At 36.5% G+C, this 21,553-nt stretch carries 17 protein-coding genes; all 17 read left to right on the top strand.

The genetic code is table 11. The features are described 5' to 3' along the window. Positions 1-134: 134 nt before the first annotated feature. A complete protein-coding gene (bshC, locus tag FCI53_RS01245) occupies positions 135-1,754 on the top strand; it encodes a bacillithiol biosynthesis cysteine-adding enzyme BshC (protein WP_138415026.1) in 1,620 nt (539 codons plus the stop codon). A gap of 240 nt (positions 1,755-1,994) precedes the next feature. Then, positions 1,995-2,426 carry a division/cell wall cluster transcriptional repressor MraZ gene (gene mraZ / locus FCI53_RS01240; RefSeq protein WP_138415024.1) on the top strand — a complete coding sequence of 144 codons (432 nt, stop codon included), beginning with the start codon at positions 1,995-1,997 and terminating at the stop codon, positions 2,424-2,426. A gap of 106 nt (positions 2,427-2,532) precedes the next feature. After that, positions 2,533-3,510, top strand: a complete 978-nt coding sequence (gene rsmH, locus FCI53_RS01235; RefSeq protein WP_138415022.1) for a 16S rRNA (cytosine(1402)-N(4))-methyltransferase RsmH — start codon at positions 2,533-2,535, stop codon at positions 3,508-3,510. Further along, positions 3,510-3,905 carry a cell division protein FtsL gene (gene ftsL, locus FCI53_RS01230; RefSeq protein ID WP_138415020.1) on the top strand — a complete coding sequence of 132 codons (396 nt, stop codon included), beginning with the start codon at positions 3,510-3,512 and terminating at the stop codon, positions 3,903-3,905. Before rsmH ends, ftsL begins: the two co-directional genes overlap by 1 nt. Positions 3,906-3,922: 17 nt before the next feature. Then, entirely contained in the window at positions 3,923-6,109 is a 2,187-nt protein-coding gene (locus FCI53_RS01225) for a penicillin-binding protein (RefSeq protein ID WP_246049979.1), read from the top strand. Between the two features lie 119 nt (positions 6,110-6,228). Next, the gene (locus tag FCI53_RS01220; RefSeq protein WP_138415018.1) at positions 6,229-8,169 is read left to right on the top strand and encodes a stage V sporulation protein D; all 1,941 of its coding nucleotides are present in this window, start codon (positions 6,229-6,231) and stop codon (positions 8,167-8,169) included. A gap of 825 nt (positions 8,170-8,994) precedes the next feature. Then, positions 8,995-10,473: a UDP-N-acetylmuramoyl-L-alanyl-D-glutamate--2,6-diaminopimelate ligase gene (locus FCI53_RS01215; protein WP_138415016.1), complete on the top strand. Its 1,479-nt coding sequence runs from the start codon at positions 8,995-8,997 to the stop codon at positions 10,471-10,473. Between the two features lie 2 nt (positions 10,474-10,475). Further along, positions 10,476-11,831: a UDP-N-acetylmuramoyl-tripeptide--D-alanyl-D-alanine ligase gene (locus FCI53_RS01210; RefSeq protein ID WP_138415014.1), complete on the top strand. Its 1,356-nt coding sequence runs from the start codon at positions 10,476-10,478 to the stop codon at positions 11,829-11,831. Between the two features lie 17 nt (positions 11,832-11,848). Continuing rightward, the gene (gene mraY, locus FCI53_RS01205; protein ID WP_171038023.1) at positions 11,849-12,862 is read left to right on the top strand and encodes a phospho-N-acetylmuramoyl-pentapeptide-transferase; all 1,014 of its coding nucleotides are present in this window, start codon (positions 11,849-11,851) and stop codon (positions 12,860-12,862) included. Beyond that, entirely contained in the window at positions 12,859-14,208 is a 1,350-nt protein-coding gene (gene murD / locus FCI53_RS01200; RefSeq protein ID WP_138415010.1) for a UDP-N-acetylmuramoyl-L-alanine--D-glutamate ligase, read from the top strand. The genes mraY and murD overlap by 4 nt, the downstream gene beginning before the upstream one ends. 137 nt (positions 14,209-14,345) lie before the next feature. After that, a complete protein-coding gene (spoVE, locus tag FCI53_RS01195) occupies positions 14,346-15,455 on the top strand; it encodes a stage V sporulation protein E (RefSeq protein ID WP_246049978.1) in 1,110 nt (369 codons plus the stop codon). Between the two features lie 454 nt (positions 15,456-15,909). After that, a complete protein-coding gene (locus FCI53_RS01190) occupies positions 15,910-16,701 on the top strand; it encodes a cell division protein FtsQ/DivIB (RefSeq protein ID WP_138415006.1) in 792 nt (263 codons plus the stop codon). Further along, on the top strand, positions 16,698-17,402 hold the full coding sequence (locus FCI53_RS01185; RefSeq protein WP_138415004.1) for a DUF881 domain-containing protein: 705 nt from the start codon (positions 16,698-16,700) through the stop codon (positions 17,400-17,402). The genes FCI53_RS01190 and FCI53_RS01185 overlap by 4 nt, the downstream gene beginning before the upstream one ends. A 6-nt stretch (positions 17,403-17,408) precedes the next feature. Beyond that, entirely contained in the window at positions 17,409-18,131 is a 723-nt protein-coding gene (locus FCI53_RS01180) for a DUF881 domain-containing protein (RefSeq protein ID WP_138415002.1), read from the top strand. Then, positions 18,131-18,481 (top strand): small basic family protein, encoded by a 351-nt coding sequence (locus FCI53_RS01175; RefSeq protein WP_138415000.1) that lies wholly within the window; start codon positions 18,131-18,133, stop codon positions 18,479-18,481. Before FCI53_RS01180 ends, FCI53_RS01175 begins: the two co-directional genes overlap by 1 nt. 240 nt (positions 18,482-18,721) lie before the next feature. Continuing rightward, positions 18,722-20,005, top strand: coding sequence for a cell division protein FtsA (gene ftsA / locus FCI53_RS01170; protein WP_138414998.1), 1,284 nt, complete (start codon positions 18,722-18,724; stop codon positions 20,003-20,005). Between the two features lie 74 nt (positions 20,006-20,079). Further along, a complete protein-coding gene (gene ftsZ / locus FCI53_RS01165; protein ID WP_138414996.1) occupies positions 20,080-21,222 on the top strand; it encodes a cell division protein FtsZ in 1,143 nt (380 codons plus the stop codon). The last annotated feature ends 331 nt before the right edge of the window (positions 21,223-21,553 follow it).

Genomic DNA, 21,553 nt, shown 5'->3' with positions numbered 1-21,553 from the left:
GGGGCGAGAGCAAAAACCCCCACTGAATGAAGTTTCATTTTATAAATGGCTGTTTGAAACATAATGAGTGATTTTAATATCATTTTTATGTAAAATACGGTTAGTAATTACTATTTGAAAAGGAGCAATATTGCATGTGGATCGACCCAATAAAATTAACGAAACCTAATAAATTGATAACTGAATATCGTACGAACGGTCCTGTCATGAAAAAATTTGATTATCAACCATATGCTTCTGAAACATATCAACAACGAGTTGCTGATTTAAATGAAAGAGTTTTCGATCGGGAAGGATTAACCTCTGTGTTGTATAAATTAAACCAGATGTGGGATGCGCCCAAATCGACGTTTGATAATATTCAACGGTTGAAAGACCAAAATAGTGTTGTTGTGATAGGTGGCCAACAAGCCGGTTTGTTAACAGGTCCTTTATATACTATACATAAAGTTATTTCTATTATTAACTTGGCCAAAAAACAAGAACAACAATTAGGAATACCTGTCATTCCAGTTTTTTGGATTGCTGGAGAGGATCATGATTTTGCTGAAATAAACCATATTAAATTAAAAGATACATATGGCATGAAAAAATATAATATTTCCCAGCAAGTATCCGAAAAGGTGCAAGTTTCAGAACTTCAACTTGATCAAGAAATGGCTAGAAAGTGGTTACATCAAGTATTTGAGCAGCTAGATGAAACGACATACACAAATGAGCTATACGAAAACCTTCAAGAAACGATTAAGGACTCATCAACCTATGTTGACTTTTTTGCTAAAATAATCTTTCGTTTATTTGAGAACGATGGCCTGGTATTAATAGATTCGGCTAACAAGTTAGTTCGTGATTTAGAAAGCAAGCATTTTACATCGCTTATTAAAAAACAGCCTGAAATAAGTGAGGGGGTCTATCAAACTACTCAACAGATGAAAAATCAAGGTTACAATATTTCGCTTGATGTGGAAGAAGTGGATGCGCATCTGTTCTACCATAAAAATGGGGAAAGGGTTCTGCTTAACAAGGTAGGAGATAAGTGGGTTGGGAAACAAAACCAGTGTGAATTTACTACTGAACAACTACTTCAAATTGCAGAAGAACAGCCTTACTTATTAAGTAACAATGTTGTTACACGACCAGTTATGCAAGAATTGTTGTTCCCAACATTAGCATTTTTAGGTGGCTTAGCAGAAGTAGGTTATTGGTCTGTTTTAAAACCTGCATTCCAAGCCTTACATATAAAAATGCCACCAGTTTTACCGAGGTTATCTTTTACCTTGGTGGATCGATCTGTGGAGAAGTTAATACAGCGTTACGGCTTACAAATAGATAGTGTGCTGAATCAAGGTGTTGATTATGAACGGGGGAATTGGTTAGCGGCTCAATCAAATCCACCGATTAAAGAGGTTGATGCTCAAGTGAAATACGCTGTTGAACGAGCACACCGACCTTTAAAAGAGCTTGCCCAAACGCTTGGAACAGATTTAGGTGAATTAGCAGATAAGAATTTAACGTATCTTTTCCAAGATATTGATTTTTTAAGCGATCGTTTAGTGAATGCGGTGAAGGAAAAACATAAAAAGAATGTAGAAGATTTTAATCTAATTGAAACGGAACTTTATCCTGAAGGCGGATTGCAAGAGCGGAGTTGGAATGTAATTCCTTTTATCAATCAATATGGTAGCAACTGGATTGACCAATTGGTTTCTCAAACATATGAGTATAATACAGATCATTATGTTATTTATTTATAAGTTTGTTTAGAATGAAGGAGAGAACACTTTTCATAATCACCACTTTCCACCACAAAAAATAAATAGTAAGGAAAAAGTGCTTAGCGATGCTTCGTTAAGCACTTTTTTTGTTTTTGAATTACAGGGTGTGAATGGTTAATATAGTAGGGTGTTTAGTAGGAATTAACTAAATTAGTAAAAACTGGTGGTGAAAGGTGGGGGATTGTGGTAACATAGATTTAGAAAGTGGGGGCGGTCTCTATGTTCATGGGTGAATTTCAACATAATATTGATACAAAAGGTCGTATTATCGTTCCTGCTAAGTTTCGAGAAGGTCTTGGAGATACATTTGTTTTGACTAGAGGCTTGGATCAATGTTTGTTTGCTTATCCCATGAATGAATGGCGCCTACTTGAAGAGAAATTAAAAAAACTCCCATTAACGAAAAAAGACGCTCGTGCTTTCACGCGCTTTTTCTTTTCTGGAGCTGTAGAGTGTGAAGTGGATAAACAGGGAAGAATTAATATTCCTTCCCCACTTCGAAAATATGCAGATCTACAAAAAGAGTGTGTGGTGATTGGTGTTTCTAATCGAATTGAGTTTTGGTCTAACGATGAATGGGAAACATATTTTGAAGAATCAGAAGAATCTTTTGCTGAAATTGCAGAGAACATGCTTGATTTTGATATTTAATATTATTGGGGTTTAAAAGCCCGTTAATGTCACAAACTGTTACAGAACGGTTCTTTTCATTGAGATAGTACAGGCATAAAATACAGACATAAAAGCAGGTGAAGAAATGTTCGAACATTTTAGTGTATTAAAACAGGAAGCGGTGGATGGATTAAATATTCAGCCAAATGGTACATATGTTGATTGCACGCTTGGAGCTGGTGGTCATTCTGAAGCCATTGCAAGTCAGTTAGGTGAGGGTGGCAAGCTTTTAGCTTTTGATCAAGATCAGCACTCAATTGAAGCAGCAAAACAAAGATTAAGTGACTATAATGATAAAGTGGTTTATGTTTATTCAAACTTTCGAAATCTTAAACAAAAATTACAAGAACATAATATCACGTCAGTAGATGGGATTTTGTTTGATTTAGGTGTCTCTTCGCCGCAATTAGATCAAAAAGAGCGAGGGTTTAGCTATCAACATGATGCATCACTTGATATGAGGATGGATCAATCCCAACAAACGACGGCGTATGAAGTGGTGAACCAATGGTCTTATGAGAAGTTAGTGAAAATTTTCTTTCGCTATGGTGAAGAAAAATTTTCCAAACAAATCGCTCGAAAAATAGAAGAGCGACGTGAAGAAAACGAGTTAAAGACTACTTTTGATCTAGTAGAAGTGATAAAGGAGGCAATTCCAGCACCTGCTAGAAGAAAAGGTGGACATCCAGCTAAGCGGGTATTTCAAGCGATTCGAATAGCTGTCAATGATGAATTAAATGCTTTTTATGATACCTTACATCAAGCTGCTGAATTAGTAAGTGTAGGTGGTAGAATCTCTATTATCACATTTCATTCGCTGGAAGATCGATTGTGTAAACAAGCATTTAAAAAGTGGAGTACAAATCCACCATTACCAAAAAATATTCCTATCATTCCAGAACATAGTAAACCTCCATTTAAACAAATAAATAGGAAACCAATTTTACCAAATGATGACGAGCTAGTGGCTAATCGGCGATCAAGATCAGCAAAACTACGTATAGTTGAAAAAGTAAAACCTTGGGATGAAAAATTCATGTATGAGGAAGGATGGAATAAGTAATGAGCGAAAGTCATGCGAAAAAATGGCAACAATCTTGGCAACAAACAACGAATCCAAACGTAGAAACACAGACAGAACCAAAACCAATAATTAAAGAAAAAACGCAAAAACGTTGGATTACACCAGGAGAAAAAGTTATTTATTCGGTATTTAGTTTTGTAACGATTGTCGCATTACTCTTTATGGTGTCGTTTAGTTCAAATACAGATACGCTCAATCGAGAAGTGCAACAATTAGAACGAAATGTTAATCAGCAACAAGATATTAATCAGAACTTATCTTATCAAGTAAAAGAGTTCAGCAATCCAGATCGCATCTTACGGATCGCCAAAGAAAATGGTTTGAAAGTTCAAAATTCAAAAGTAAAACAAGCTAGTTCATTAGTGAATAATTAAAAGGGCGTTGATAGAAAGTGAGAAAGAATAAAGCGACCCAAATAATGTCTATTGTTTTGATGCTTTCATTTGTGGCAATATTTTTAATTCTGTCTGGACGTTTTTTATACATACAAACAACAGGGGAAGTTGCTGGAGTATCTCTACAAGAATGGGCGGATAAAACAAGAACAAATCAATATAGTCTACCGGCTGAAAGAGGTAGAATACTAGATAGAAATGAGATGTCACTTGTTCAAGATCGACCAACATATAAGGTATATGCAATCGTTGACGAAACACATACTGGTATTAATAAAGAACCACTGTATGTCCAAGATGCTAGACAAACCGCAGAAGAATTGGCACCATTACTTGAAATGGAGCCGTCAGATGTTTTGGAAACGATCGATAAGGGGAAGTCAGAAGGGCGATTTCAAGTAGAGTTTGGGTCTGATGGAAAGAATCTAACACAGGACATCAAAGAACAAATTGAAGAATTAGAGTTACCAGGCATCAATTTTGAAAAGGACATACAACGTTATTATCCAAATGGTATGTTTGCCTCTCATGTTTTAGGGTTAGTAGATAAGTTAGATGGAGAACAGGTGGGCTTAACAGGTGTCGAACAAATGATGAATGATGTTCTTGCCGGAGAGTCTGGACATATTTCATATAAGCGTGATAAATATAATGCTAAATTATTACAACCTGAGGAAATCGTTAAAGAAGCCAAGGATGGAAATGATGTCTATCTAACGATTGATCAGAAGATACAGACGCTTTTAGAAGATGCGATGTCAGAAGTTAATGAACAGTATGAACCAGAGCGAATTACAGCAGCAGTCATGGATCCGAAAACAGGTGAAGTATTAGCGATGAGTAGTCGTCCTAGTTATGATCCAAATCAATTAGGAACGGTTGAAAATTGGTATAATGATGTGATTTCCACACCATTTGAACCAGGTTCTACTATGAAAATATTCACATTAGCTGCAGCCATTGAAGAGGGTGAATACAATCCAACGGAATACTTTCAATCTGGTAAATATCAAATTAGTGAAGGGGCTGCTATTCATGATTGGGACAATAAAGGTTGGGGCTCTATTACCTTCAGAGAAGGTATTCAGCGTTCATCCAATGTAGCTGCTGCCTTGTTAGCTTATGATAAAGTTGGTCCTGAAAAGTTTTATGAATATTTACAGGCATTTGAATTTGACCAACCAACAGGGATTGATTTGCCAGGTGAAGATATTGGTAAAATTATGTATAATTATAAAAGTGAAAAAATCACAACTTCTTACGGACAAGGGACAACGGTAACCCCGATACAGCAAATGAAGGCCTTAACAGCAGTCGCTAATAATGGTGAAATGCTACAGCCATATGTTATTAAAGCGATAAAAGATCCGAACACAGACCAAGTTGTTGAAGAAAAGTCTCCGAATGTTGTAGGTAATCCTATCTCGGCAGAAACAGCAAAAAAGGTTAGGGATGAATTAGGGACGGTTGTTTCTTCGGAAAATGGTACTGGTCGAAATTATAAGTTAGATGATTATTCAGTAGCTGGAAAAACTGGAACAGCCCAAATTCCAGATCGTGAAAATCCACAACCATACATGACTGGACATGGGAATTATGAGTACTCTTTTCTTGGAATGGCTCCAAAAGATGACCCGCAGTTAATGATGTATGTATCGGTAAAGCGCCCTGAGCTATCGGTCCATGAAGTCGGTTCAGAACCTGTTTCTTTTATATTTAAAAATGTAATGGGTAATAGCTTGCATTATTTAAATATTAACCCAGACATGGAAGCGCAACAGACAATTAACACATATGAAATGCCTGAAATCCTTGACAAGTCAGTGACAGATGTTAAAACGGAATTAGAAGACAAAGGACTGAGAGTTACTGTTATAGGAAATGGTGACCAACTTCAAGGCGCTAATGTTAAGGCCGGTGAAGAATTATTGCCAAACGAACGTATTTTTCTTCTAACCGCTAATCCAGTCATGCCTGATTTATCTGGTTGGTCTGTACGTGATGTGTTGAAATTTTCAGAAACAATAGACTTAGACATCAGTGTGCACGGGAGCGGCTATGCTGTCTCACAAAGCATTAGCCAAGGGAAGAACATACAAAAGCAAGATAAATTAACTGTTGAATTCACTTCACCTAATGCAGAATTAGAAGAGGAAGATCCTCCTGAACAAGAGATGGAATAAGCAAAGGTGTCGTCATCAGAATAATGAATAGTAAATAGTTTCATTTAAACAGTGTTCTATTCGTTTTTGGTCATTCATATATTGGATACAAGCATACCTGTTAAGTAAGGAGATGTCGTATGAAACGTGTATCCAATGTAACAATGCGAAAGCGTCTAGTCACTGTTTTTCTTTGTGCAATTGTCATCTTTGGTATCATTGATTTCCGGTTAGGTTACGTTCAATTTGTAATCGGTGATGTGTTAATGGAAAGAGCAAAAGAATCGTGGAGTCGTGATATTACGTTCGAACCTGAACGAGGTAAAATACTGGACAAGAATGGGGAAGTACTTGCGGAAAATGTGACTGCACCAACAGTGATGGTTGTACCTAGACAGATACAAGAACCACAAAAAGTAGCGGAACATTTTGCTGATATATTAGATATAACAGTAGAAAAAGCATATCAAGAAATCACACAAAATGAGAGGATTGTGCGCTTTAAAGAGGGTAGGAAGTTATCTGAAGAGCAAGTGGAAGCAATACGAACACTAGGACTTGATGGTGTATATATTGCAGAGGACTCAAAACGCCATTATCCAAACGGAACTTATTTATCCCATGTCTTAGGATTTACGGGGATTGATAACCAAGGTTTAATGGGGTTAGAGCTTTTTTACGATGACCAATTAATGGGTGAAGTGGGAAGTCTATCTTATTTCTCGGATGCTAAAGGCCATCGTATGCCTGAAATTGCTGATGTTTATGAAGAACCTAAAGATGGTGACAATTTAAAACTTACAATTGATTCACGGGTACAAACTATTATAGAACGTGAATTGGATCTTGCCGAAACAAAATACAATCCTGATGGAGCGTTAGCCATTGCTGTTGACCCAGACACTGGTGGTATTCTCGGTATGTCTTCAAGGCCAAACTTTCATCCAGAACATTATCAAGATGTGGATCCTGATACATACAATCGAAACTTGCCAGTTTGGAGCACATATGAACCAGGGTCGACATTTAAAATTATTACATTAGCAGCAGCATTGGAAGAAGGGGTTGTTGATTTAGAGGAGGATGAGTTTACCGATAATGGTGCTATTGATGTAGGGGGTGCAACATTACATTGTTGGAAAAGTGGTGGACATGGTCACCAGACATATCTAGAAGTTGTTCAAAATTCTTGTAACCCTGGATTTGTTACACTTGGTGAAAAATTAGGGGAAAAGAAGTTATTTTCCTATATTAATAATTTTGGCTTTGGTGAAAAGACAGGTATAGACCTTCAAGGGGAAGGGAAAGGGATTTTGTTTAATCCAGAACAGGTTGGTCCTGTGGAATTAGCAACTACCGCTTTTGGTCAAGGTGTTTCTGTGACCCCGATTCAACAAGTGATGGCTGTGTCTGCGGCTATTAATGGTGGCTATCTATACCAACCATATCTAGCAGAAGAGTGGACGAATCCAGTTTCGGATAAAACAGTTGAAAAGACAGACCCAATTTTAAAGGAAAGAGTAATTTCAGAGCAGACGTCTTCAGAAATTCGCAAAGCTTTAGAAAGTGTTGTCGCTAAAGGTACTGGTAGAGGTGCTTATGTTGAAGGATATCGTGTTGGAGGAAAAACCGGTACAGCGCAAAAAGTTGGTGAAGATGGCAAATACATGAGTAATAACCATATCGTATCTTTTATTGGTTTTGCACCAGCAGATGATCCTGAGATTGTTGTTTATCTTGCAATTGATAATCCGAAAGACACGGTTCAGTTTGGAGGGGTTGTTGCTGCACCAATTGTAGGGAATGTGATTGGAGATAGTTTAAGGGCGTTAGGCGTAGAACCTAGAAAAGATGGTTTGGAAAAAGAATACCAATGGCCAGATCAACCCTTAGTTGAAGTTCCCGATTTACGAGGTTTAACGAGAAAAGACTTACAACAATATCTTGTTAATTTATCTATTGAGGCATCTGGATCAGGTGATGTTATTGTTGATCAAGCACCGGAGCCAGGGGAGAAAATTGAGCAGGGCGGCGAGGTGCGTTTATACTTTGGTGATGACGATCCAAACAAAAATGATTAAAATTTATGTCTTTCCTTTTAGCTGTTTTCAAAAAGGTTGTTTGTTGTTTTGTCGCCATTACAATAAACTCCGACGTAACTTTAGAAAACACCTAAACTAATAGCTGAATTTAAATGCATGGCTATCGACGAAATTACCATGCACACAACAGGCGGAGGAAATACACGGAGACTCCTAGGGTCTTACAAGAGTTATGTACGCGTTGTCCTGTAAGACGGTTTTAGCCTGTAATCCTTAACGTATCCTAGGTGAGGTTCTGCAGTGAGGGATGAACGAGAACAAGGAAGGCTACGGAAGCATTTATCGCAGGCAGAAAATTGATTTGTATTTTCGAGGAGTCTCATTAACCCTTAGGATGCGCGTAGTGTATATTCACAGCGTTGGATTATCACTTTTTTTTAGCATAGGAAATTAAAAAATGGAATGGTTGTGGATAACTTTTATCTTAGCATTGGCCACGTCCAGCTCCAACGCTAAAGCTGTAACGAGACTTCCCTCACCTCCGTACGATAAGTCAACATCGACTTCCTTCGGTCCCAAAGAGTTTCCTTTATCTCCTACGGAATGATTGTTCGGTTAAGTCCGCCGCTCCTGAGCGGCAACACCGAACCACCTGCGATGCGCAGGCGCAGTCCGTACGTCGCTACCCGGGCGCTTGCGCTTTTGTTCATAAATAACTAGCGAGAGAATCGGTTAGTCGGAGCTTTTATCAACTACGACACAAAAAGCAACAAACTTTACAAAAAAGACTTGCTTTTAAAAAGTTGCTGTTAGCATATAGGTCTACCGGTGTATGAATATCTGTTATGTTAGGATGTGTATAGCATGAGATTACATGATCTTGCTAAAGTTCTCCGCTTTTATCAAGCAACAGCATCGATCGAAAATATAAACATTACAGGGTTGCAAATGGATTCTAACCAAGTAGAAGACGGCAATATGTTTATTTGTATTAATGGGTTTACGGTTGATGGTCATGCTTTTGCAAAGGATGCAGAAACTAAAGGGGCAGCTGCAATTATTGCTGAAAGAGATGTAGACGTATCGGTTCCAGTAATTATTGTCAATGATACAATTAGAGCACTGGCGTTACTTGCTAATAAATATTATAATAATCCTTCAAGCCATTTAAATCTTATTGGGGTTACAGGAACCAATGGCAAAACAACAGTTACCTATTTGCTAGACCATATATTTAGACAGGAAAACAAAACAACTGGTGTTATTGGAACAATTCAAATGAAAATGGGAAACGACCAATATAGTGTCAAAAACACGACTCCAGATGCTTTGTTCTTACAAAAAAGCTTTCGGCAAATGATTGATCGGAATATTGAAGATGTAATTATGGAGGTTTCCTCTCACGCGTTAGATTTAGGTAGGGTGTATGGGTGTGACTATGATATTGCGATTTTCACTAATCTATCGCAGGACCATTTAGATTATCATAAAAGTATGAATGAGTACTTACGAGCAAAAAGCCTACTATTTTCTCAATTAGGGAATAAGTATAGTTGTGAAGCGCCTAAATATGCAGTGATTAATCAAGATGATGGATATAGTTCCGTTTTTAAAAAGAGTACTTCACAGCCAGTGATTACGTATGGGATTGAATCGGAAGCGGATGTGAAGGCAGAGAATATTAACCTTAGTGCACATGGCTCACAATTTACACTTAAAACGAATGTAAGCTCAACCAAAATTCATAGTAAACTAGTTGGGAAATTCAGTATCTACAATATGTTAGCGGCTACGGCAGGTGCATTATGTCGAGGGGTTTCACTAACAACCATCAAAAAAGCATTAGAAACTACGGACGGTGTACGTGGTCGGTTTGAACCGGTCTTACTAAATCAACCTTTTGGTGTGATTGTGGATTATGCACATACACCTGACTCCTTACAAAATGTTCTAACCACGATACAGTCTTTTGCTAAAGGTAGGGTATATGTAGTTATTGGCTGTGGTGGGGACCGTGACAAGAAAAAACGCCCATTAATGGCCAGTGTAGCCATTTCAAATACAGACTTGGCAATATTCACTTCAGATAATCCAAGGTCCGAAAATCCGAGTGAAATTGTGAAAGATATGATTACGGGGATTGATGGGAACAACTATCAAATTATTCTGAATCGAAAAGAAGCGATAGATCATGCTATCGATTTGGCCCACGATGATGATATAGTATTAATTGCAGGAAAGGGACATGAAACCTATCAAGTCTTAGGTGACAAAGTTGTCGAATTTGATGATAGAGAAGAGGCTGCAAAAGCGATCGTAAAAAAGGTAGGTAAGGAGAAATAAGTATGTTATTTACAACAGAGTTTTTAGCAAAACTTTTTACAAACAATCGAGGGGCGGTTGAAGATCAACTACCTATACAAGAAATTTCCACTGATAGTCGAAAAAAATCAACCAAATCATTGTTTATACCATTAACTGGAGAAACTTTTGATGGTCATCAATTTATTGAGGATGCATTTTATAATGGAGCTGTTGCCACGCTTTGGGAAAAAGATAAGCAGTTGCCATCATTTTTACCAACGGATTTTCCCATTTTTTTTGTTGAAGATACACTAGAAGCGCTGCAACAGCTAGCCCATCATTACAGGCAAAAAGTAAATCCTGTTGTCATTGGGATAACCGGATCAAATGGTAAGACGACAACAAAGGACTTGGTCGGTACAGTGTTGCAAACCAATTTTAAAACACATCGAACTAATGGCAATTATAATAATCAAATTGGCTTACCTTTAACGATCCTTTCCATGCCAACAGATACAGAAGTACTTGTGTTAGAAATGGGAATGGATCACTTTGGGGAAATTGAGCGATTGTCAACTCTTTCTTGTCCTAATTATGCTGTCATTACAAATATAGGTGAATCACACATTGAATATTTAGGTTCAAGAGAAGGAATTGCACAAGCAAAATCAGAAATATTAGCAGGGCTACAAGAAAATGGATTGTTATTGATTGATGGGGACGAACGGCTGTTAAAGGGATTACATACCTATCCATATGTATCGACGGTTGGTTTTAGTGAAGAGAATGATTTCAACATTAGTTATGTTGAAATGACAGCAGATCAAACACTTTTCGAACTAGATCATGAAAATTATCAGTTAAATATGCTAGGCAACCATAATGTAAAGAACGCCACATTTGCTGTTGTCATTGCTAAAAAACTTGGTGTTCCTTTGGGCAAAATTAAAGACGCGCTTGTTCATTTAGAATTAACAGGAATGCGATTCGAGATAACAAAAGGACAAAATAATGTTACAATCATCAATGATGCATATAACGCTTCACCTACATCTATGAAAGCTTCGATCGATATAGTAAAACAAATGAAGGGATATCAATCTAAAGTCTTGGTTCTTGGTGATATGTATGAACTAGGATCATCATCGAAAGTATTGCATAGGTCCGTTGCAGAAGCTATTTCTGAAAAAATTGATGTTGTATATACAGTAGGTAGTGATTCTGAGGAGATAACGAAGGCGATTCGTGAATCAAGTGTTCATACTTCTGCAAAGCATTTTGACAACAAGCAGACATTAATAGAAGAATTACAAGCTTATTTAAGTGAAGATGTATTAATAATGTTAAAGGCTTCACGCGGGATGAAGTTAGAATCACTTTTAGATCATATCACATAATAAAATAAATAATTGGTATGGGCGGTTTGGTTAACAAAGGAGGAGAAAACGTGACTGAATACATTTTAATAATTACCATCGCAATAGCATTTCTTATTACCGTCCTAATCTCACCAATCGTAATTCCCTTTTTACGAAGGTTGAAGTTTGGGCAAAGTATACGAGAAGATGGACCTCAATCACATATGAAGAAAACAGGTACCCCGACAATGGGAGGGGTCATGATCTTAGTGAGTGTAACGATTACGACGCTCATCATGACTGGAAAGTTTGGAGCTGGTCCTAGTATTGAAGTTTACTTGTTATTAATGGTTTTACTAGGGTTTGGTTTGCTTGGTTTTCTTGATGATTTTATCAAAGTAGCTTTAAAGCGTAATTTGGGGTTAACCTCAAAACAAAAGATGGCTGGACAAGTTATTATATCGATTATTTTTTATTTTATTTTACGTCATCATGAATTTCCAACCTATGTACAAATCCCAGGAACCAATATTCAATGGGAGCTAGGATGGGGATATGCATTATTAATCATTTTTATGCTCGTTGGAGCTTCGAATGCTGTTAATCTAACAGATGGTTTAGATGGGCTACTAGCTGGTACAGCTGCCATTGCTTTTGGAGCATTTGGCATTTTAGCATGGTATGGATTCCCAAACATTGAAATAACGATTTTTTCATTGGCTGTTGTTGGTTCATTACTTGGATTCTTAGTTTTCAATGCACATCCAGCCAAGGTGTTTATGGGGGATACCGGTTCCTTAGCATTAGGTGGTGCAATTGCTGCGATCGCAATTTTAACAAAAATGGAAGTATTATTGGTTATTATTGGTGGTGTATTTGTGCTAGAAACCCTGTCTGTCATTATTCAAGTTATTTCTTTTAAAACAACGGGTAAGCGTGTATTTAAAATGAGCCCATTACACCATCACTATGAATTAATGGGTTGGTCAGAATGGAGAGTCGTTACTACATTTTGGTTAGTTGGGTTTCTATTTGCTGTACTGGCCGTTTATATTGAGGTGTGGGTATGAATACATTAAAGAATTTTCCTTATCAAAATATACTTGTGTTAGGATTAGCCAAAAGTGGGATGTCTGCTGCTAAACTTCTACATGCTAGTGGTAAGCATGTTACAGTGAATGATTTAAAAGCAAACACAGACGACCCTCAAGTGAATCAACTTAAAAATATTGGAGTAGAAGTAGTAATTGGTAGCCATCCGTTACAACTGTTAGATGGCGTTGAACTACTTGTGAAAAATCCAGGTATTCCATATCATAACCCAATCGTTGAAGAGGCGGAAGCTAGGGGGATACCTATTATTACGGAAGTGGAGTTAGCTTCACAATTAATAGGTGATTCCATGATTGGTATAACAGGGTCTAATGGTAAAACAACTACAACGACACTTATACATGAAATGCTAGTCCATAGTCAGCGAAAAGCAAAAATTGCTGGGAATATTGGAAGTGTTGCGACAGAAGTTGCGAGCACTATGAATCCAAAAGAAACAATGGTGGTGGAACTATCATCATTTCAACTTTTAGGAATTATGTCATTTCGTCCAAAAATTTCAGTACTACTAAATGTTTTTGAAGCACATTTGGACTATCACAAAACACTTGAAAATTATAAGCAAGCCAAAGCAAATATTTTTATGAATCAAATCGAAGATGATTACTTGGTTTATAATGATGACGATGAAACTGTTAAGCAGTTGGTAAAAGATGCAAAAGCGATCAAAGTTCCATTTTCAACCACCCAAAAACTAACAGATGGAGCTTGGTGTGATCGAGAGTATCTATATTTTAAACAAGAAAAGATAATTGCCCTTCATGATATTGCATTAGTAGGAAAGCATAACCTTGAAAATATTTTAGCTGCAGTAAGTGCTGCACTTCTGGATGGTGCTACTACTGAAGGAATCCATCATGTTTTGACCACATTTACTGGTGTGAAGCATCGGCTGCAATTTGTACAAAAGGTACATGAGAGAAGTTTTTACAATGATTCAAAAGCTACAAATGTACTAGCAACAACGAAAGCTTTAGCAGCCTTTAATCAACCAACAATCTTATTAGCTGGTGGTCTTGATCGTGGGAATGATTTTGATGATTTAATACCATTCTTATCCGAAGTAAAAGCAATGGTGTTATTCGGTGAAACAGCTCAAAAGTTAAAGATAACAGCTGATAAAGCAGGAATAGACTGTGTTGAATTTGTCGATAATGTAAAACATGCTACCCAAAAAGCATACGAACTCTCCGAAGAAGGTGATGTTATTCTCTTATCACCTGCATGTGCAAGTTGGGATCAATATCGCACATTTGAAGAAAGAGGAGACATGTTTGTAAGAGCTGTGCATACATTAAAGTAGGGGCTTGTTTTACTTATATAAAGAGTCCTCCAAAGGATGGTACTTATCCTCTATGGGGGACTTATATAAGAACTTGAGTAAACTCAAGAATTGATAGGCCCCACGTTCCAATGTTTTGGGAAATGGGGTGTTTTTTATTGAAGGCAAGAAAAAGGACATATCAAGCACCAGATCTGTTGTTAACAATCGCTATTCTATCATTATTGGCGATTGGGGCAATCATGGTGTACAGTGCGTCTGCTATTTGGGCAGACTATAAGTTTAATGATTCTTTTTATTTTGCGAAAAGGCAATTGTTATTTGCAGGTGTAGGTATTGTTTGTATGTTTTTTATTATGAACATTCCATACTTAACATGGCAAAAATATGCCAAACCTATTTTAATTATTTGTTTTATCCTCTTGATCGCGGTACTTATACCAGGAATTGGTATGGTTCGAGGTGGTGCTAGAAGTTGGATCGGTGTCGGCGCCTTTAGTATTCAACCAGCTGAATTTATGAAACTAGGTCTAATTATCTATTTGTCAACTTTTTTAGCTGCAAATCAAAAGTATATAACATCATTTAAAAAGGGATTTGTACCATCGATGTTATTGGTTTTCGTAGCATTTGGACTCATTATGTTGCAACCCGATTTAGGGACAGGCATGGTGCTTGTGTTGACCTGTGTAGTTATGATTTTTGTGGCTGGTGCTAAAATATCCCATTTTGTAGGTTTAGGCATTGTTGGATTGATCGGCTTTTTAGGTTTGATCATTTCTGCACCGTACCGTATTAACCGAATTACAGCCTTTTTAAATCCGTGGGAAGATCCTTTAGGTAATGGATTTCAAATTATTCAATCACTTTATGCGATCGGACCTGGCGGATTGATGGGGATGGGGTTAGGTCAAAGTTTACAGAAGTTCTTCTATTTACCAGAACCCCATAATGATTTTATATTTGCGATTTTAGCAGAGGAACTTGGGTTTATTGGTGGAACATTTGTATTACTGTTATTTTTATTGCTATTGTGGCGAGGGATACGTGTTTCTTTAGCTGCACCAGACACATTTGGAAGTCTGCTTGGCTTAGGGATTATTGGGATGATTTCAATCCAGGTAATGATAAATATAAGTGTTGTAATTGGATTGATTCCTGTAACAGGTATTACATTACCGTTTTTAAGTTACGGTGGTTCATCTTTAACTCTTATATTATGTTCGATTGGAATTGTGTTGAATATTAGTCGATATGCAAAATTATAATTACCAAATAGGTCTGATCTCTTATTTTTAAATAAGAGTGTCAGACCTTTTGCTTTTTTTGTTTATATGTGAACAGATTGTGGCGATTGTATGATATAATTTTAAGAGAAAAACTACTGAATTTGTCAATTTTATTTCCTAAGCAAAATGATGGAAGCTGTTTATTAATAAGGTACTGTTTGTAAGGTTGTTACTTTCTAGTGCATATTTGCTGTATTATGTGCACTAACTTTATGATGAACTTTTGCCATTCTTAATATTGGCACCTGTCACTAATCAGATAACCTAATTTAACGGAGTATTCTGTCGGAACGATTGCATGATACATATTAAAATCAGCCGGAAAGGACATAAGTTATTAAAATTCATGTATCATAAAACAGCTTTTATGCAGTAACAATAGTCTATTATTATAAGTATTTATAAAAAAGTACAAAAGAGGAAGATTTAAGGAATGAGCGAAAAAAATGTTGTTTCTATTGAAGATCGTATTCCAAAACTAAAACAAGAAAGAAAAAAGAAGACAAATCGGCGATTAATATTCTACTTATCGTTATTTTTTATTTTAATTTCTATTGTTGTTTATTTACAATCACCGCTTAGTCATATTCAATCGATTAATCTATCAGGAAATAACCATATTAGTGATGAACAGATTCACCATTTAAGTGATATAACCAAAGGAGATAATTTTTGGCGTGTTAATCATGAAGAGGTCGAAGAGCAAATTGTAACTCACCCAGAAATTAAAGCTGTACAAGTTGCGAAGCAGTTTCCAACTACAATTGACATCGCGGTTGAGGAATTTGATCGGATTGGTTATGTAAAAGAAGAAGACCATTATTTGCCCTTATTAGAAAATGGGAAACGCCTCACTACAAATCCTGTTGAGAATTCGATTGGAGATGCTCCATTATTATTAAGTTTTGAACAGCAACTATATTTACAAGAAATGTCTAAGGAACTAGCAAAATTGCCAAACAGTATTGTTGACTTGATTTCAGAAATTAGATGGAACCCAACAGAAGGGAACCCATATCAAATTGAGATGTATATGAATGATGGATATCAAGTAGAGACGACGATACGAAGTTTTTCTGAAACAATGAAAACATATCCTTCAATAACCGCTCAACTAGAGCCAGAAATCAAAGGTGTAATAAAAATTGGTACAAGTGGAGCGGTATTTAACCCATATGAAAGTGAGATAACAAATCAGGTTGAGGAAACAGGGGAGAGTTCATGAAGGTAAGAGGGAATCATGTGATCCTATCATTTGTATTAGTAGTTGCAGGTTTTTTAATCGCATTTAATTACCAACACACCACAAAATCGGAGTCACATTCAGCTGAAAATTTGGACCAAGAATGGGAAAAAGATTACTATTACCGAGACCAATTAATTGATATGGAAGAAGAGAATAAACAATTACGTCATGAGTTACAAAACAACCGCCAAGAGATACAACAATTAGAAGTGGAATTAGGAAATCAGCAAGAAATGATTGGGAATTTAGTCGATATAAAAACAGAATTACAGCTATATGCTGGTGAACTTCCTATAAATGGTTCAGGTTTAGCTATCACATTAAAAGATCCAGACTATATTCCAAGTGAAGAAAATGTTAACCAGTATATCGTTCATGATCGACATATCCACCTTGTCATAAACGAATTATTAAGTGCTGGGGCTGCTGCTATAGGTATTAATGGGCAAAGAGTATTCAATGATAGTTATATTGCATGTGTTGGACCAGTCATTATGGTTGATGGTAAGCAATATCAAGCTCCATTTACTATTACAGCAATTGGCGAACAGGATGTATTGGATAAAAGTCTAAATCTATCAAATGGGGTTGTAGACCAATTATTATCAGACAATATAGAAGTTGAATTGGAACATATTGATACCATCGAATTGGGAGCAAAAATGCCAGGAGAAAGGTGATAATAGATGCGTCGAAGTAAGTTCCTAATTTCCTTGGTATGTCTTTTAACGGGAATTATGGTTGCGATTCAATTTCAATCTAATCAAGAACCTAAACAACGTGACACGAGAGACTTATGGGAAATTAGAACACAGTTGCAGAAAGAGCAAAAAAGACAATTAGAGTTATATCAGGAAATAGCAGAAACAGAAGAGATTTTGCAGCAATATCAAGATCAATCCGAACAGGAATTAGTACAAACGCTAAATGATACAATTCAAGATTTGAAACAAAAAGTTGGACTAACAGAAGTAGTCGGAAGTGGTGTTGTTATAAATGTATTACCGATGGTGGATGAAACAAATTATTTGCAGACATACCCAACTGTAAGTCCAGAATTGCTTAATCGCCTCATAAATGAGTTAAATACCTATGGTGCTACAGATATAGCGATTGAAAATGAACGCATTATCCATACAACGCCTATTCGTCTCGTTAATGGTAAAACGTATGTAAATAACCGTCCATTACCAACAGGACCATTAGAAATCAAAGTATTAACGAACAATCCAGAACGTATGTTGGACCATGTGCAGGTGAGTCAGTCGCGTGATGAGTTTGCTTTAGAATATCTCGATTTGCAAACAGAAATAAGTGAACGTATTATTTTACCTAAATATGAAGGTGTGGTTGATTTTGATCGTTTACATGTACAAGATAATGAACAAATAGAAATGGGTGAGAATTAATGTGGCTACCGGTATTATTCCTATTACTAGGTGTAGGATTAGGACTATTAACAGATATCACGATACCAAATCAATATTCTAATTACCTTTCTATTGCCGTATTAGCTGCATTTGATACATTATTAGGTGGCATCAGAGCGCATCTGCAACAACTATTTGATGCAAAGGTATTTGTAACAGGGTTTTTCTTTAATATACTATTAGCTGCAATGCTTGCTTTTATAGGGATACAATTAGGGATAGACCTATATCTTGCAGCTGTGTTTGCATTTGGTGTAAGATTATTTCAGAATGTAGCAATCATTAGAAGGAAAATCATCGAAAAAAAACTGAATTATAAAGAAAATTAATAAAAATAAAAGAAATTTAAAGGAAATAAAATATTATATGTTGAATATTGATAATTAATGTTACTATGTAAGTAATGGTTATTTTCTTACTTATGTACTAATGGATTTTAATCAGTAACTAAATAACAAGATGAAAAAAACAATTTTTTGTATATTCATACAAAAATAATTGTAATTCTGCTTGAAATTCGTTAATATTTGAACTATTCAGATGCCTGAAAGATTAGGAGGTGCCTTTCTTTGAACAACAATGAAATATTAGTCAGCCTTGACATAGGTACATCAAAAATTAAAGTGATTATCGGTGAAGTACTCAATGATTCCCTAAATATTATTGGAGTTGGCACTGCAAAATCAAACGGAATGAAAAAAGGCGCTGTCGTTGATATAGATCAAACCGTACAATCTATTAAAACAGCTGTTGAACAAGCTGAAAGAATGGTAGATATGCAAATTGATCGTGTGTTAGTAGGTATAAACGGCAACCATATTCAATTGCAACCGTGTCATGGCGTTGTGGCTGTTTCGAGTGATAACAGGGAAATTGGTAATGAAGATATTGGGAGAGTTATCGATGCTGCACAGGTCATTTCAGTACCACCAGAACGGGAGATTATTGATGTTATTCCAAAACAGTTTATTGTAGATGGATTGGATGAAATTAATGACCCCCGTGGAATGATCGGAGTTCGATTAGAAATGGAAGGTTCGATCATAACTTGTTCTAAAACAATGCTACATAATATATTGAAATGTGTTGAAAAAGCTAATCTAGAAGTATTAGATATTTGCTTGCAACCATTAGCATCAGGTTCCATTGCGTTGTCAAAGGATGAAAAAAATCTAGGTGTTGCATTGATTGATGTGGGTGGTGGAAGTACAACTGTTTCTGTTTTTGAGGATGATCATCTAGTATCAACTAGTGTGGTTGCGCTTGGTGGAGACAACATAACTAAAGACTTGTCCATCGGATTACGAACGTCATCAGAGGAAGCGGAAGAAGTGAAAATGAATCACGGGCATGCTTTTTATGATGATGCAAGAGAAGAAGAGACTTTTGATGTTTCTATAATTGGAAGTAATAAAAGACAAACATTTAATCAGTTGCAAATTTCTGATATGATTGAAGCTAGGTTGGAAGAAATCTTTACGTATGCAGCAAAAGAAATAAGGAAAATGGGGTACAATGAATTACCAGGTGGACTTGTTTTAACTGGTGGTTGTGTTAGTATGCCAGGTGCTTTGGATTTAGCACAAGATTTATTTCAAACGAATATTAGACTAGCCATTCCGGATTACATAGGCGTACGAGAACCACAGTTTACTTCTGGTGTAGGAATCTTGAAATTTGCATACCGAAATGCGAAAATACAAGGAAAAGAGCTGTCAAATGCTGTTAAGCCACCTGAAGTAGAAGTTACTAGCCCTAAGAAAACGAAAAAAGTTTCCAATCAAAATGAAACAACGTCAAATAAGAAAAAAGAATCTGGAATCGCTAATTTGTTTAAGTACTTTTTTGATTAAACAAGCGTTCCCTAGACAGATAAAACTGTTACTTCAATGAATCTTGTAATCTTGCAAATAGGGAGGAACGAATAATGTTAGAGTTTGATACAAATATGGATCAGCTTGCTACAATTAAAGTGATCGGAGTTGGTGGCGGAGGTAGCAATGCAGTTAATCGAATGATTGAGCATGGCGTTCAAGGTGTTGAATTCATCGCTGTTAACACCGACTCACAGGCTTTAAACCTATCAAAAGCAGAAGTGAAAATGCAAATTGGGGAAAAACTAACACGAGGTTTAGGTGCTGGTGCAAATCCAGAAGTAGGACGTAAAGCAGCTGAAGAAAGTAAAGAGCAATTGGAAGAAGTACTAAAAGGCGCAGATATGGTATTTGTAACTGCTGGAATGGGTGGTGGCACAGGAACAGGAGCTGCTCCTGTGATCGCTTCAGTAGCAAAAGAACTAGGTGCTTTAACTGTTGGGGTTGTGACACGTCCGTTCTCTTTTGAAGGTCGCAAACGTTCGACTCAAGCAGTTTCAGGGATTGATAGTTTTAAAAATAGTGTCGACACATTAATTGTTATTCCAAATGATCGACTATTAGAAATTGTTGATAAAAACACACCAATGTTAGAAGCATTCCGTGAAGCTGATAATGTACTACGACAAGGTGTACAAGGTATCTCTGACTTAATTGCAGTACCTGGTTTGATTAATGTTGACTTTGCCGATGTAAAAACAATTATGTCGGAAAAAGGATCAGCTTTAATGGGAATTGGGGTTGCCACTGGAGAAAGTAGATCTGGTGAAGCGGCTAAGAAAGCAATTTCTTCTCCATTACTTGAAACTTCTATTGATGGTGCTCATGGTGTATTAATGAATATAACTGGTGGTACAAATCTGAGCCTATATGAAGTTCAAGAGGCAGCAGATATTGTTACATCTGCAGCTGACCAAGAAGTAAATGTTATCTTTGGTTCAGTCATCAACGAAGAGTTAAAAGATGAGATTGTTGTAACAGTTATTGCAACTGGATTTGATGAAACGCAATTAAATGAATCGAAACCTAAGCAAAGACCAGTAGTTGCTAAACAACAATCATCTGGTGAAAAGACACCTGAACCAACTCCAAATCCTACTAGGGAAAGAGAAGTTCCAGTGCAACAAAAAGTCAAAGAGGAAGAGGATACACTAGATATCCCAACCTTCCTAAGAAATAGAAACCGTAGAAGATAACTGAACCATACATACTATTTCATGATATGGTTGTAAGAACTAAGTCTGATTTCTGTTAATGAAACCACAAATCTTGTTTCCTTAACAGAAGTTCAGACTTTTTTTGTAGTCTCAAAACTTTAACTGATGTGTTTTTCTCAATAATTGGTTACTTACATATAGCAAATCCGTATAATAAGCATCTAAATTATAAGGATATTACGCTCCTCATAAGCAATGTCGTTAATTGCACATTTGCTGTATTATACGACATAACTCACCACTTCCTCTAAAAGATGAGTGCTTAAAAGTCGCTGCGGCAATACACTACGCTTTCCGTGTCCTATGGCAG

Source organism: Aquibacillus sediminis (assembly GCF_005870085.1).
GTDB lineage: Bacteria > Bacillota > Bacilli > Bacillales > Amphibacillaceae > Aquibacillus_E > Aquibacillus_E sediminis.
Note: the sequence above shows the minus strand (reverse complement) of the source record. Positions and strands in the feature narration are given on the sequence as shown.

Excerpts from the sequence above, each read along its gene's own strand:
- bshC (WP_138415026.1), top strand. The coding sequence starts at position 135 with ATGTGGATCGACCCAATAAAATTAACGAAACCTAATAAATTGATAACT.
- mraZ (WP_138415024.1), top strand. The coding sequence starts at position 1,995 with ATGTTCATGGGTGAATTTCAACATAATATTGATACAAAAGGTCGTATT.
- rsmH (WP_138415022.1), top strand. The coding sequence starts at position 2,533 with ATGTTCGAACATTTTAGTGTATTAAAACAGGAAGCGGTGGATGGATTA.
- ftsL (WP_138415020.1), top strand. The coding sequence starts at position 3,510 with ATGAGCGAAAGTCATGCGAAAAAATGGCAACAATCTTGGCAACAAACA.
- FCI53_RS01220 (WP_138415018.1), top strand. The coding sequence starts at position 6,229 with ATGAAACGTGTATCCAATGTAACAATGCGAAAGCGTCTAGTCACTGTT.
- FCI53_RS01215 (WP_138415016.1), top strand. The coding sequence starts at position 8,995 with ATGAGATTACATGATCTTGCTAAAGTTCTCCGCTTTTATCAAGCAACA.
- FCI53_RS01210 (WP_138415014.1), top strand. The coding sequence starts at position 10,476 with ATGTTATTTACAACAGAGTTTTTAGCAAAACTTTTTACAAACAATCGA.
- mraY (WP_171038023.1), top strand. The coding sequence starts at position 11,849 with ATGGGCGGTTTGGTTAACAAAGGAGGAGAAAACGTGACTGAATACATT.
- murD (WP_138415010.1), top strand. The coding sequence starts at position 12,859 with ATGAATACATTAAAGAATTTTCCTTATCAAAATATACTTGTGTTAGGA.
- FCI53_RS01190 (WP_138415006.1), top strand. The coding sequence starts at position 15,910 with ATGAGCGAAAAAAATGTTGTTTCTATTGAAGATCGTATTCCAAAACTA.
- FCI53_RS01185 (WP_138415004.1), top strand. The coding sequence starts at position 16,698 with ATGAAGGTAAGAGGGAATCATGTGATCCTATCATTTGTATTAGTAGTT.
- FCI53_RS01180 (WP_138415002.1), top strand. The coding sequence starts at position 17,409 with ATGCGTCGAAGTAAGTTCCTAATTTCCTTGGTATGTCTTTTAACGGGA.
- FCI53_RS01175 (WP_138415000.1), top strand. The coding sequence starts at position 18,131 with ATGTGGCTACCGGTATTATTCCTATTACTAGGTGTAGGATTAGGACTA.
- ftsZ (WP_138414996.1), top strand. The coding sequence starts at position 20,080 with ATGTTAGAGTTTGATACAAATATGGATCAGCTTGCTACAATTAAAGTG.